At 70.0% G+C, this 13083-nt stretch carries 9 protein-coding genes; 4 read left to right on the top strand and 5 right to left on the bottom strand.

Annotated features, from left to right (window positions below):
* Positions 1-37: 37 nt before the first annotated feature.
* On the top strand, positions 38-2368 hold the full coding sequence (locus tag JHN45_RS04530; RefSeq protein ID WP_201048090.1) for a glycoside hydrolase N-terminal domain-containing protein: 2331 nt from the start codon (positions 38-40) through the stop codon (positions 2366-2368).
* A gap of 21 nt (positions 2369-2389) precedes the next feature.
* Here JHN45_RS04530 and JHN45_RS04525 read toward each other — a convergent pair whose 3' ends face one another.
* On the bottom strand, positions 2390-3136 hold the full coding sequence (locus tag JHN45_RS04525) for an SDR family NAD(P)-dependent oxidoreductase (protein ID WP_201048089.1): 747 nt from the start codon (positions 3134-3136) through the stop codon (positions 2390-2392).
* Between the two features lie 32 nt (positions 3137-3168).
* Positions 3169-4371, bottom strand: coding sequence for a mandelate racemase/muconate lactonizing enzyme family protein (locus JHN45_RS04520; protein ID WP_201048088.1), 1203 nt, complete (start codon positions 4369-4371; stop codon positions 3169-3171).
* Between the two features lie 98 nt (positions 4372-4469).
* Between JHN45_RS04520 and JHN45_RS04515 the strand changes: the two genes are divergently transcribed.
* The 3 genes from JHN45_RS04515 (at position 4470) to JHN45_RS04505 (ending at position 8033) form a co-directional block, all read left to right on the top strand.
* Positions 4470-5402, top strand: coding sequence for a LysR family transcriptional regulator (locus JHN45_RS04515; RefSeq protein WP_200708563.1), 933 nt, complete (start codon positions 4470-4472; stop codon positions 5400-5402).
* 105 nt (positions 5403-5507) lie between these two features.
* The gene (locus JHN45_RS04510; protein ID WP_201048087.1) at positions 5508-6386 is read left to right on the top strand and encodes an SMP-30/gluconolactonase/LRE family protein; all 879 of its coding nucleotides are present in this window, start codon (positions 5508-5510) and stop codon (positions 6384-6386) included.
* 99 nt (positions 6387-6485) lie between these two features.
* Positions 6486-8033 (top strand): altronate dehydratase family protein, encoded by a 1548-nt coding sequence (locus JHN45_RS04505; protein ID WP_307783034.1) that lies wholly within the window; start codon positions 6486-6488, stop codon positions 8031-8033.
* A 46-nt stretch (positions 8034-8079) separates the two neighbouring features.
* Here JHN45_RS04505 and JHN45_RS04500 read toward each other — a convergent pair whose 3' ends face one another.
* The 3 genes from JHN45_RS04500 to JHN45_RS04490 all read right to left on the bottom strand — a co-directional run bounded on the left by JHN45_RS04500 (position 8080) and on the right by JHN45_RS04490 (position 13075).
* On the bottom strand, positions 8080-8988 hold the full coding sequence (locus JHN45_RS04500) for a GlxA family transcriptional regulator (RefSeq protein WP_200708561.1): 909 nt from the start codon (positions 8986-8988) through the stop codon (positions 8080-8082).
* A gap of 10 nt (positions 8989-8998) precedes the next feature.
* Positions 8999-9598, bottom strand: a complete 600-nt coding sequence (locus tag JHN45_RS04495; protein WP_201048086.1) for an isochorismatase family protein — start codon at positions 9596-9598, stop codon at positions 8999-9001.
* A 102-nt stretch (positions 9599-9700) separates the two neighbouring features.
* The gene (locus JHN45_RS04490; protein WP_201048122.1) at positions 9701-13075 is read right to left on the bottom strand and encodes a pyruvate carboxylase; all 3375 of its coding nucleotides are present in this window, start codon (positions 13073-13075) and stop codon (positions 9701-9703) included.
* Positions 13076-13083: the final 8 nt, after the last annotated feature.

The raw sequence follows: 13083 nt of genomic DNA, 5'->3' as shown, positions 1-13083 counted from the left end.
CCGCACGCGAGTTGGCCATGTCCCGAAAGCGCACGCCATGCTGAAAGCCTTCTCCGACCAGGACTTCCACGCTGTCCGCCTCCCACCCGGAACGCTCCACTACGACCACCCCGCCACCCGCTGGTTCGAAGCACTCCCCATAGGCAACGGCCGTCTCGGCGGCATGATCTACGGCGGCACGGACCGCGAGCGGATCCAGCTCTCCGAGTCGACCGCATGGTCGGGCGGCCCTTCCTCAACGGACCTGAACCCGACCGCCCGGCAACAGCTCCCACGCATCCGCGAACTCCTCTTCGCGGGAGACCACGCCGAGGCACAACGGCTCGCCGCCGAGCATCTCCCGGGCAGACCAAGCTCGTTCGGGACCAACCTGCCCCTGCCAGAGGTCCAACTCACCTTCCCCGACGGAGCATTGGTCCACGACTACCGGCGAACCCTGGACCTGGACACGGGCCTCGCCGAAGTGACGTACGAACAGGACGGCGTCCGCTTCACCCGCGAGGTGTTCGCCACCAACCCCCATGGTCTGATGGCGATTTGCCTCACCTCGGACCGTCCTGGATCGCTCGCCTTCACCCTCTCGATCCGGGACGGCATACTGCCCGGCGACACGACCGCGACGGACACCTGCGTCACCTTCGACGGCCATGCGTACGAGAGCCTGCACAGTGACGGGCGGCAGGGCGTCGCCCTGGAGATCCGCGCCCACCTCGAAGCCGAGGGCGGCACCGTGCACCGCACGGGAGACACGCTCCGATTGGAGGGCGCCGATCGCGCCGTCGTGTACGTCGTGGTCGGCACCGACTGGGCCGGAGCGGACCCGCGAAAACGCGCCGAATCACTGCTGTCGGCAGGGCTGGAGGCCGGATACGAGGCCGTCCGGGCGGCCCACATCGCGGACCACCAGGCGCTCATGGAACGCGTCTCCCTGGAACTCGGTCCGACGCCGCCCGACCTCGCGGCCCTCCCCACCGACACACGCCGCGAACGGCTCGCCTCCGGCAGGGCCGACAACGACTTGATCGCCCTCTATTTCCAGTACGGCCGCTACCTCACGGTGGCCGGCTCCCGCTCCGACTCCCCTTTGCCGCTTGCCCTGCAGGGTCTGTGGAACGACGGTCTGGCCAGCAGCGCGCCCTGGACCAACGACTTCCACCTGGACATGAACACCCAGCAGAACTACTGGGCCGCCGAACCGACCAACCTCGCCGAGTGCCAGGAGCCGCTGTTCGGCCTGTTGGAAATGCTGGCGGACCAAGGCCGCTCCACCGCCGAGCAGTTGTACGGCGCTCCGGGCTGGGTCGCGCACACGGTGACCAACGCGTGGGGCTACACGGCACCCGGTTCCGGCATCGGCTGGGGCATGAACGTGACCGGCGGGGCCTGGCTGGCCCTCCAGTTGTGGGAGCACTTCGAGTACGGCCGCGACGAGGCGTTCCTCCGGGAGCGTGCGTACCCGGTGCTGCGCGGTGCCGCCGAGTTCCTGCTCGCCTACGCGGTCGAGGAGCCGGAGCACGGTCTGCTGGTCACCGGGCCGTCCGAGTCGCCGGAGAACTGGTATCTCGCGCCCGACGGCAGCAAGTGTTCCGTGTCCATGGGGGCCACCGCGGACCGGGTGTTCATGGAGGCGGTGCTGCGGATCTGCGCGGAGAGTGCCGAACTGCTGGGTGTCGACGCCGACTTGAGGACCAGGATCGCCGCCGCGCGCCGCCGGCTGCCACCGTTCAGCATCGGGCGGCACGGGCAGTTGCAGGAGTGGCTGCACGACTACGAGGAGGCCGAGCCGAGCCACCGGCACACCTCCCACCTCAGCGCGCTGTTCCCGGAGCGCCAGATCACCCCGCGCGACACCCCGGACCTCGCCCGTGCGGCCGAGGTCACCATCGCGCGCAGGCAGCAGGCCCCGGGCTGGGAGCAGACCGAGTGGGTCGAGGCCAACTTCACTGTCTATTTCGCCCGGTTGCTCAACGGCGACGCGGCCCTGAAGCACCTCACCAGCCTGATCGCGGACGCCGGCGAGGCGAACCTGATGTCGTTCTCGGCCGGCGGGGTGGCAGGCGCGGCGCAGAACATCTACTCCTTCGACGGCAACGCCGGCGGCACGGCGGGCATCGCAGAGATGCTCCTCCAGTCCGACGGCAGGGACGTAGAACTGCTGCCCGCGCTGCCCGCCGCATGGCCGGAGGGGAGCGTGAGCGGACTGCGCGCCCGTGGTGGTCTCACCGTGGACATCCGTTGGAAAGCAGGGCAGTTGGAGGCCGCGCGGATCCGGGCGGCACGAGCCGCCTACGTCCGGGTGCGGTACGGCGCCCACCTCCTCGACGTACAACTCGCCGAGGGAGAGACGCTTGCCCTCGGCCTCGGCTGAGGGCAAGCGCCGATGACAGCGTCACTGCGCGATCTGGCCGCCGTCGACGAGGAGGGTCTGTCCGGTCATCGCGGTTCCGTCCAGTGCCACGAACGCCACGGCCGCCGCGATCTCCTCGGCCTCCAGCAGCCGGCCCATCGGGATCTGGCCGATCCACTGCGTCATCCGCAGGGGGTCGTCCATCCCGACCGTGTCGAGGATGGGGGTGCGGGTCCGTCCCGGCGCGACGGCGTTGACCCGGACCCCGTACGGGGCCCACTCGACCGCGAGGGACCGCGCGAGCTGGGAGACACCGGCCTTCGCGACGTCGTAGGCGACGTGGTACTCGGGGTTGGAGCCGATGAAGGCGGCGATGGAGGAGATGTTCACGATCGATCCGGAGCGTCGGCGCACGAAGTGCCGGCCGAACTCGCGGCAGGCCACGAAGGTGCCGGTCAGGTCGACGTCGAGGACGCGGTGCCAGATCTCGTCGGTCACGTCGAGGGCCGCGTTCTCGTGGGCGATACCGGCGTTGTTGACGAGGACGTCTACGCGGTCGAAGCGCCGTACGACCTCGTCCGCGACCTCCGCGACGGCCCTGGGGTCGGCGACGTCCAGGGGCAGGAAGTCGCCGCCGATCTCCTTGGCGACGGCGGTGCCGGTCTCGGTGTTGCGGTCGGTGACGACGACCCGTACGCCTCGGGCCGCGAGCGCCAGGGCGACGGCACGCCCGATTCCCTGGCCCGCGCCGGTGACGACGGCCACGCGGTCGTCGGTCTGCTCGGTCATCTCGTTCCTTTCCTCGGTGGACGGTCGGGGTCTCACAGGGTCCTGGTCGAGCCCACCGCGGGGATCTGCCAGCGGACCCGGGCGGCCGGTTCGATCGCGGTCGAGGCGCCCGGGCCCTGCGGGCGCTCCATGAGTCCTTCGCGTACGACGCTGCGCTCGACGAACGCTTCTTGCGTCCAGGGGATGAACTCGACGAGGGGCGGCACCTCGGACAGGACGGTGCCGACCAGGTGCTGGTGCACCTGCATCATGTCGCCCGCGTGCGGGGCCAGTCGCAGGCCGCGTGCCGCCGCGTGGGCGGCGACTTGCAGGAACTCGGTGACGCCGCCGACCCGGGTGACGTCGGCCTGGACGACGCGGATGGCGTCGGCGGCCATGAAGGAGGCGAACTGGTGGTACGAGTAGATGCTCTCGCCGGCCGCCACGTCCAGGCGCGTCGACGACTGGAGGCGGGTGTGGGCCTGGAGGTCGTCGGCGTGGAAGGGCTCCTCCACCCAGTCCATCGCCGCCTCCTCCAGGACCGGCATGATCTGGTTCGCGGTCGACAGGTCCCAGCGCTGGTTGGCGTCGCACATCAGGGTCACGTCGTCGCCGAGCGCCTTGCGGACCGCGCGGACGCGCCGGGCGTCCTCCCGCCAGTCGGAGCGGCCCACCTTGATCTTCACCCGGGACCAGCCGTGGTCGACCAGCGAGGTGAGGTCCCGGACCAGGTCCGAGTCGCTGAGGTTGAGCCAGCCGCCGTCGGTGTTGTACGCCTCGACGCTCTCCTGGGTGCCGCCCAGCAGCCGCCACAGAGGCATGCCGGCGCGCTGTGCGGCGAGGTCCCACAGGGCGATGTCGACCATGGCCAGCGCCATGTGGACGACACCGGCCCGGCCGATCCAGTGCGTGGGCAGCCAGTACAGGCGCTTCCAGGTGCCGAGGATGTCCTCCGAGGAGGTGTCGAGCAGGGCGTCGGCGTAGTAGGAGAGGATCACGTCGGAGAGGAGTTCGGGAGCGCAGTGCACACCGGAGATCCCGGTCCCGACCCGGCCGTCGGCGGTACGGATCTCGACCACGGGCACCGTCCAGTGCGCCATGGCGGCCGTGGAGTCGGCGATGGGCCGCTTCAGGGGCACGGCGAGTGCGTAGGTCTCCACGGAGGTGATCACGGCACCGTCGTCGCCGCGAAGGAGGTCCGCTCCGTGCGCGGAGAGCAGTCCGCGGGCGGTGCCGAAAGAAGTCTGATCGGTCATTGTCCAAGTCGGCCATGGTCGCCGAATCTCGTCAACAGTGACATACGAATACCGGTGATCCGCCGCGCAGATGACCGTAAGAAGAGGAGGTTCGGTCGATGACGCTCGAACTGGCCTGGTTGCGTACCTGGGTCGAGGTCGTGGATACGGGCGGCTTCACCAGAGCGGCCGAGAAGTTGCATTTGTCGCAGCCGCGCGTATCGGCACACATCGCGAATCTGGAACGCGAACTCGGCTGTCTGCTCATCGAACGCCGTATCCGGCCGCTCACCCTCACCGACGACGGACGTGCACTGCTGGCCCGGGCGAGAGCGGTTCTCGCGGCGGCGGACGAATTGGTCACCGCGCGCCAGACCGACCTGGGCAACATCACGGGAAGCGTCACCGTCGCGAGTTTCGCCAGCGCGAGTTCGGAGTTCCTGCCGGGAGTCATCACGTCGTTGCAGGAGAAATATCCGGGGATCCGGGTGGCGGTCCTGGACGGGGACGTGGACTTCATCGAGGCGGCACTGTCCGAGCGCCGGGTCTCGGTGGCCGTGCGGACGATCCGCCCCGAGCCGCACGATCACGCGTTCACCATGCGACCGTTGTGGCGAGAGCCCTACGTGATGCTCGCCCCGACCGGTCATCCCCTGCTCAAGAAGAGCGAGGTCGAACTCGCGGACTTCGCGAACCAGCGCGTCATCACGATCGGCGATCCGCTCGCCAACACGGTGGTGGGTTATGAGGCCGAGGTCGAGTTGAGCATCCAGAACCTGGTCTCGCCGAACGGAATCGTGTCGCATCAGCCGACCACGCTCGGCGCCATGGTGCGCGCCGGACACGGACTCGGCATCATCAACTATCTGGGCGCGGTGATGATTCTGCGCGAAGGAATGGAAATGCGCCCCATTCGCCAACTCAACCGCTTTCGGGACGTGGGAGTGTGGTGGCATTCGGAACGGCCACTGGGCGCAGCCGCACAGGCTTTCATCCGAGAGGTACTGAAGGCATCAAGACCCGAAGGCACAACGGCCATTCCACCGGTGTGACATGACTCGCTTCCATTCGCGGAACGAATACCCGACATCGGCTGTTCGGGCGTTGACGATCACGGGCGTCCGGGGCCAGGTTGAGGGAAAACGAACGGAGTCGCGATGTCCAATGTCCGAACGTACACACAGCTCGAAGTCGCGGTGCGCAGCGAGACGTCGGACGTCGGCGAGGGACCGGTTTTCGATCCGCGCACCGGGCATCTCCTCTGGGTCGACATCTACGGCCGCAAGGTGTTCGAGGACGAGCTGTCCACCGGTCGGCAGACCGTCCACGACGTCGGCACGATGGTCGGCGCGGTCGCACCCCGCGAGGCGCACGACGGTTTCGCCGTCGCGGTGGCCGACGGGTTCGGCTACGTCACCGACGAAGGTCTGACGCTGATCGATCCCGTACTGCCCGAACCGAACCTGCGCATGAACGACGGCAAGGTCGACTCCCGCGGCAGGTTCTGGGCCGGCAGCAACGACATGGAGTTCGCGCCCGGCCAGGGCAGGCTGCACCGCTGGGACGGCGACGGTCCGAGCGTCGTCGTCGCGGACGGCCTCGTGCTGCCGAACGGGCTGGGCTGGAACGCCGAGGACACCGTCATGTACCTCGCCGACAGCTACGCCAACCTCCTCTACCGCGCGGACTTCGACGCCGAGCCGGGCGAACTCGGCCGCCTGGAGGTGTTGACCAAGACCGAGGGAGTCGGTGTCCCCGACGGTCTCGCCGTCGACGTGGAGGGCTGCTTCTGGGTGGCCATGCACGGCGGACGCGAAGTGCGACGGTACGACCCGACAGGGCTCGTCGTCGGACTGGTACCGGTGCCCGTGCTCCAGCCGACGAGTTGCGCCTTCGGTGCGGACGGCCGCCTGTACATCACCTCCGCCCGAAACGGCCTGTCCGCCGAGGAGTTGACCAGGTCCCCGCTGTCCGGTTCCGTCTTCGTCGTCGAGACCGGGACGGCCGGGGTTCCGGTCCGCCCCTTCCGGGCCTGACCCAACTGCCGCCGGAGCGCCGGGCATTCGTATTCCGGATGACCGACCATCGATAACCGTCTTTCCCCTGGGCGGTGTTGGGGCCCTACGGTCGATCACGTGAACAGTGAACGTCGTACCGCAGAGGGACCGGCGGCGACCATCAGGCCGCTGGTGCCTCGCCCCGGCGTGGACGACATCGGCCTGCTTCTCGCGGCGGTGACGCAGGGCACGCCCCTCGAACTCGCCAACGGCGCAGCACCGGCCGTTGAGAACATCCCCGCCGGGCACAAGGTCGCGCTGCACGACATTGCGAAAGGCACCCCGGTCCGCAAGTACGGCGAGGTCATCGGTGTCGCCCTGGCCGACATCCCGGCGGGCAGGCACGTCCACGTGCACAACCTGGGCGTCGGCCGCTGGGAGGAACCAATCGCTGGCCCGCCACCGAAGCACCCGGGACCGTCCGGCGTCTCCCCCACCCGCGACCACTTCCTCGGCTACCGCAGGACCGACGGGCGCGCCGCCACCCGGAACTACGTCGTCGTGGTCCCGACCGTGAACTGCTCGGCCATGGTGGCCCGGATGATCGCCCAGCGGGCCGACGCCGTCCACAAGGGGACACCCGGCCTCGACGGCGTCATCGCGCTCCCGCACGACCTTGGCTGCGGAATGGCGGAGGGCACCCCCGGGGACGCCGTACTGCGCCGCACACTGCGCGGTTACCTCGGCCATGCCAACGTCGCGGCGGCCCTGCTGATCAGCCTCGGCTGCGAGGTGAACCAGCCCGAAAACCTCCTCGCCGAGGGCGATTTGGCCACCGAGACGCTCACCATCCAGCAACTGGGCGGTACGGCCGCCACGGTGAACGCGGCACTCGACCGCATCGCGGACCTGGTCCCACGCATCACGCGGACACACCGCACACCGATCCCGCTCGCGGAACTGACCCTGGGCCTCCAATGCGGCGGCAGCGACGCCTACTCCGGCCTGACCGCGAACCCCACGCTCGGGGTCGCGGCCGATCTGCTCGTCGCGGCCGGCGGGAAGGTCGTACTCGGCGAGACCCCGGAGATCTACGGCGCCCACCATCTGCTGCGGGACCGGGCGACGACCCCGGAGTCGGCGGCACGGATCGACCAACTCATCGACTGGTGGCAGGAGTACACGGCCGCGAGCGGCGCGACACTCGACAACAATCCGTCGCGGGGAAACCGGGCCGGCGGCATCACCACCATCTGGGAGAAGTCCCTGGGCGCCGTGCTCAAGTCCGGGACGAGTCCGCTGAACGACGTCGTCGGCTACGCGGAACCGGTCACCGCGCCGGGCCTCACCTTCATGGACACCCCCGGCTACGACCCGGTGTCCGCCACCGGGATGGTCGCGGGCGGCGCCAACCTGCTCGCCTTCACGACCGGCCGCGGCTCACTGTTCGGCTCCCGTCCCGTGCCGTCGCTGAAGATCAGCACCACCAGCGAACTGTACGAGCGGATGCGCGGCGACATCGACTTCGACGCCGGGCCCGCCATGGCCCATACCGACCAAGTCGCCTACGGCACCGCCTTGTTCGAGGCTCTGGTGGACATGGCCTCCGGTGCGGAGAGCAAGTCCGAGGCGCTCGGGTTCGGGACGGAGGAGATCGTCCCCTGGCGGATGGGGGCGGTCCTGTGAGGATCAGCCGCCAACCCAACAGCGTCCCCACCGAACCGCCCTTCGATTACTGGCCGCGGGCGCGCAGTCGGCGCAGCATGCGCGGGTCCTCGAAGCCGACCGAGCGGGCGGCGGTGTCGATCGTGGTGCCGTGGCTGATGAGGTGCTCGGCGCGTTCGAGGCGGAGGGTCTGCTGGTAGCGCAGCGGGGTGAGTCCGGTGGCCCGGGTGAAGAGGCGGGTGAGGGTGCGTTCGCTGACGCCGACGGCCGAGGCGAGGGCGGGCAGGGGCAGCGCTTCGTCGAAGCGGGTGTCGATGAGGTCCTGGGCGCGGTGCACGGTGTCGTCGAGGTGGGAGCGGTGCCTGAGCATCGCGCTGGTCTGTGGTTCGTGGCCGTTGCGGCGGGCGTAGACGACCATGTCCCGGGCGATCTGGGCGGCCACGGCGGGGCCGTGCCGGGTGGCGATCAGGTGCAGGGCGAGGTCGATGCCGCTGGCGATGCCCGCCGAGGTGATGACCCGGTCGTCGGTGGTGAACAGGACGTCGCGGACGACGGTCGTCTTCGGGTGGCGCAGGGCGAGTTCGTCCTGTACGTCGTGGTGGGTGGTGCAGTGGCGGCCGTCGAGGAGTCCGGCCCGGCCGAGCGCGTCGGCTCCGGCACAGACGCTGGCCACCGTTCCGCCGCGGGCGTGGTGGTCTCGTAGGACCCGCAGGGGATCGGGACCGATGGTGGGCCCCTGGGCGAGCCGGAGCGCGCGCCAGCCGGGTACCACGATCAGATCCTCGGGTCCCAACTCGGGCCAGTCGAGAGCGGCCGTCAGCGGCAGCCCCTGGGCGCTGGTGACCTGGGGCTGCTCGGCGACGTAGGAGAGCGTGTAGGGGTGCCCGAAGTCGGCCGCCGTGGAGAAGACCTGCGCGGGGCCGGCCAGGTCCAGCAGATGGACTCCGGGTACCAGGAAGAAGACGACGTGGCTCACGATCCGGTCATCATGCCTGATGTGCCGCTGCGGCTTCCAGTTCGGCGACAGTCGCGATGGTGGCGAAGCGGCCGGCGAGGGCGTACTCGGTACGGCGGATGATCTCGTCGGCGGGGAGGGTGCGGGGGTCGGCCAGGAGTTCGGCGACGGTCTGGTCGGCGGGGGCGTCGCGGTGCGGGATGGGGTTCGTCGCGGTCGCGTCGGTGACGAAGGTGACCTGGTAGCCGAAGTCGCTCGCGACCCGGGTGGTGGTCTCGACGCACTGTTCGGTGCGGATGCCGCAGATGGTCAGCTCGCGGACGCCGTGCTCGGTGAGGATCTGCTGCAGGTTGGTGGTGGTGAAGGCGTTGTGCGAGGTCTTGTGGATGAGCGGCTCGCCCTCCGCGCGCTCCAGTCCGTCGATGAGACGGACGTGGCCGAGGGCCGGGTCGAAGACGTCGCCGCTGCCGGGCTCGGAGTGCAGTACCCACACGACCAGGTCGCCCGCCCGGCGGGCGAGCCGCACCAGGCGGTCGGCCTGCTCGGCGATCTTCGGGTCGGAGATGGTCTCCCACAGCGGGCGGGCGCGGAAGGATTCCTGGACATCGATGACGATCAGTGCTCGGGTCATGTCCCAAGACTGCGCCGTGCGGGTGGGGCGGCGACAGGCCGCATCGGGTCCGGGACCGGTCCGATCCGGTCACCGGTGACGCGATCTGTCGCCGCCGTCCGCCTACCTCAGCTCGACGAGCAGGTCGCCGCCCTCCACCTGCTGGATGCGGTTGATGGCGAGACGGGAGACCCGGCCGGACCTGGGCGCGGTGATCGCCGCCTCCATCTTCATGGCCTCGATGGTGGCGACGGTGACACCGGCCTCCACCTCGTCGCCCTCCTCGACCGCGAGGGTGACCACACCCGCGAACGGGGCTGCCACATGGCCGGAGTTGGCGCGGTCGGCCTTCTCGGTGACGGGGATGTCGGAGGCGGCGGCCGCGTCACGCACCTGGATCGGCCGGAGCTGCCCGTTCAGGGCGGACATCACCGTACGCAGCCCACGCTCGTCCGCCTCGCCGACGGCCTCCAGCTCGATGAGGAGACGCACGCCCGGTTCCAGGTCGACCGTGTACTCCTTGCCAGGTCGGATGCCGTAGAAGAAGTCCTTGCTGTCGAGGACGCTGGTGTCGCCGTAGGTCTGGCGGTGCGTCTCGAACTCGCGGGTCGGGCCGGGGAACAGCAGGCGGTTGAGGGTGGCGCGGCGGTCCTTGTCGAGGGCCGTGCGGTCCTCGGGGCTCAGCTCCTGTACGGGCTTGGGGGCGGCGCGGCCCTGGAGTGCCTTGGTGCGGAACGGCTCGGGCCAGCCGCCGGGCGGCGTGCCCAACTCGCCGCGCAGGAAGCCGATCACGGAGTCCGGGATGTCGAAGCGTTCCGGGGACGCCTCGAAATCGGCCGGGGTCACTCCCGCGCCCACCAGGTGCAGGGCGAGGTCGCCGACGACCTTCGACGACGGGGTGACCTTCACCAGGTGGCCGAGGATGCGGTCGGCGGCGGCGTACATCGCCTCGATGTCCTCGAAGCGGTCGCCGAGGCCGAGCGCGATGGCCTGGGTGCGCAGGTTGGAGAGCTGGCCGCCGGGGATCTCGTGGTGGTAGACGCGCCCGGTGGGCGAGGCGAGGCCCGCCTCGAAGGGGGCATAGATCTTGCGGACGCTCTCCCAGTACGGCTCCAGGTCGCCGATGGCCTGGAGGTCGAGGCCGGTCGGGCGGTCGGAGTAGTCGGTGGCGGCGACGATCGCGGAGAGGGACGGCTGCGAGGTGGTACCCGCCATGGAGGCCACGGCACCGTCGACGGCGTCCGCGCCGGCCTGGATCGCGGCGAGGTAGGTGGCGAGCTGGCCGCCCGCCGTGTCGTGGGTGTGCAGGTGCACCGGGAGGCCGAACTCGCGGCGCAGCGCCGATACGAGGGTCGCGGCGGCGGGTGCGCGCAGGAGCCCCGCCATGTCCTTGACGGCCAGGACGTGAGCACCGGCCTCGACGATCTGTTCCGCGAGCCGGAGATAGTAATCGAGCGTGTACAGGCGCTCGTTGGGGTCGGACAGGTCCGAGGTGTAGCAGAGGGCGACCTCGGCGATCGATGTTCCGGTGGCGCGTACGGCGTCGATGGCCGGGCGCATCTGGCCCACGTCGTTGAGCGCGTCGAAGATGCGGAAGATGTCGATGCCGGTGGCGGCGGCCTCCTGCACGAAGGCGTCGGTCACCTGGGTCGGATACGGCGTGTAGCCCACCGTGTTGCGGCCACGCAGCAGCATCTGGAGGCAGATGTTCGGAACGGCCTCGCGCAGGGCGGCCAGCCGGTCCCAAGGGTCCTCTGCGAGGAAGCGCAGCGCCACGTCGTAGGTGGCGCCGCCCCAGCACTCCAGGGAGAGGAGTTGGGGCACGGTGTGGGCGACGACCGGGGCGACCGCGAGGAGATCCTTGGTGCGGACGCGGGTGGCCAGGAGCGACTGGTGGGCGTCGCGGAAGGTGGTGTCGGTGACGCCGATCGTGGGCGACTCGCGGAGGTGGCGGGCGAAGCCCTCGGGGCCGAGTTGGGCGAGCAACTGCCGTGAACCGGCCGGGGGTTCGCCGGTCGGGACGGGCGGCAGCTTGGTGGTGGGGTCGATCAGGTCGGGGCGTTCGCCGTGCGGCTTGTTGACCGTGACGTCGGCGAGGTAGGTGAGCAGCTTGGTGCCACGGTCGGCCGATTGACGGGCCGTCAGCAGCTGCGGGCGCTGCTCGATGAACGAGGTGGTGATGCGCCCGGCCTGGAAGTCGGGATCGTCCAACACCGCTTGCAGGAAGGGAATGTTGGTGGCCACACCGCGAATGCGGAACTCGGCCACAGCACGCCGCGCGCGGTTGACGGCGGTCGTGAAGTCCCGCCCCCGGCAGGTGAGTTTGACCAGCATGGAGTCGAAGTGCGCGCTGATCTCCGTACCGGCGTGGGTGGTTCCGCCGTCGAGCCGGATACCGGAGCCGCCGGGCGAGCGGTAGGCGCTGATGCGGCCGGTGTCGGGGCGGAAGCCGTTGGCGGGGTCCTCTGTGGTGATACGGCACTGGAGGGCGGCGCCGTGCAGGGTGACCGTCTCCTGCGAGAGGCCGAGGTCGGCGAGGGTCTCCCCGGAGGCGATCCGCAACTGCGCCTGGACGAGGTCGACATCGGTGACCTCCTCGGTCACCGTGTGCTCGACCTGGATGCGCGGGTTCATCTCGATGAAGACGTGCTTGCCGTGCGGGTCGAGAAGGAACTCGACGGTGCCGGCGTTGCGGTAGCCGATCTCGCGGGCGAAGCGGACGGCGTCGGCGCAGATGCGGTCGCGCAGTTCGGGGTCGAGGTTGGGCGCGGGGGCCAGCTCGACGACCTTCTGGTGGCGGCGCTGCAGCGAGCAGTCGCGCTCGAAGAGGTGGATGACGTTGCCCTCGCCGTCGGCGAGGATCTGCACCTCGATGTGCCGGGGGTCGACGACGGCCTTCTCCAGGAACACCGTGGCGTCGCCGAACGCGGACATGGCCTCGCGGGCGGCCGCCTCGATGGACTCGCGCAGGGCGGCCGGGTCCTCGACGCGGCGCATGCCGCGCCCGCCGCCACCGGCGACGGCCTTCACGAACACCGGGAAGCCGATCTCCTCGGCGGCGCGCACCAGTTCGTCGACGTCCGTCGAGGGCTCCGAGGAGCCGAGCACCGGCACGCCGGCCGCACGGGCGGCGGCGATCGCGGTGGCCTTGTTGCCTGTCATCTCCAGGATGTGGGCGCTGGGGCCGACGAAGGTGATGCCCGCCTCCTCGCAGGCGCGGGCGAGTTCGGGGTTCTCGGAGAGGAACCCGTAGCCCGGGTACACCGCGTCGGCGCCGGCGCGCTGGGCCGCGCGGACGATCTCGTCGACCGAGAGATAGGCGCGGACCGGATGCCCGGGCTGGCCGATCTCGTAGGCCTCGTCGGCCTTGAGCCGGTGCAGCGAATTGCGGTCCTCGTGGGGGAAGACCGCGACCGTTCGCGCGCCCAGCTCATAGCCGGCGCGGAACGCCCTGATCGCGATCTCTCCACGGTTGGCGACCAGCACCTTGCGGAACATTCCGGATC

This window comes from Streptomyces sp. MBT53 (assembly GCF_016654115.1).
In the GTDB taxonomy this organism is placed as follows: Bacteria; Actinomycetota; Actinomycetes; order Streptomycetales; family Streptomycetaceae; genus Streptomyces.
The sequence above is the reverse complement of the archived record's forward strand: the minus strand, read 5'-3'. Positions and strand labels throughout refer to the sequence as shown.

Bases quoted from the DNA above. Each gene is read 5' to 3' on its own strand.
- JHN45_RS04530 (WP_201048090.1), top strand. From the start codon at position 38: ATGCTGAAAGCCTTCTCCGACCAGGACTTCCACGCTGTCCGCCTCCCA.
- JHN45_RS04525 (WP_201048089.1), bottom strand. From the start codon at position 3,136: ATGACCGAGCAGACCGACGACCGCGTGGCCGTCGTCACCGGCGCGGGC.
- JHN45_RS04520 (WP_201048088.1), bottom strand. From the start codon at position 4,371: ATGACCGATCAGACTTCTTTCGGCACCGCCCGCGGACTGCTCTCCGCG.
- JHN45_RS04515 (WP_200708563.1), top strand. From the start codon at position 4,470: ATGACGCTCGAACTGGCCTGGTTGCGTACCTGGGTCGAGGTCGTGGAT.
- JHN45_RS04510 (WP_201048087.1), top strand. From the start codon at position 5,508: ATGTCCAATGTCCGAACGTACACACAGCTCGAAGTCGCGGTGCGCAGC.
- JHN45_RS04495 (WP_201048086.1), bottom strand. From the start codon at position 9,598: ATGACCCGAGCACTGATCGTCATCGATGTCCAGGAATCCTTCCGCGCC.
- JHN45_RS04490 (WP_201048122.1), bottom strand. From the start codon at position 13,075: ATGTTCCGCAAGGTGCTGGTCGCCAACCGTGGAGAGATCGCGATCAGG.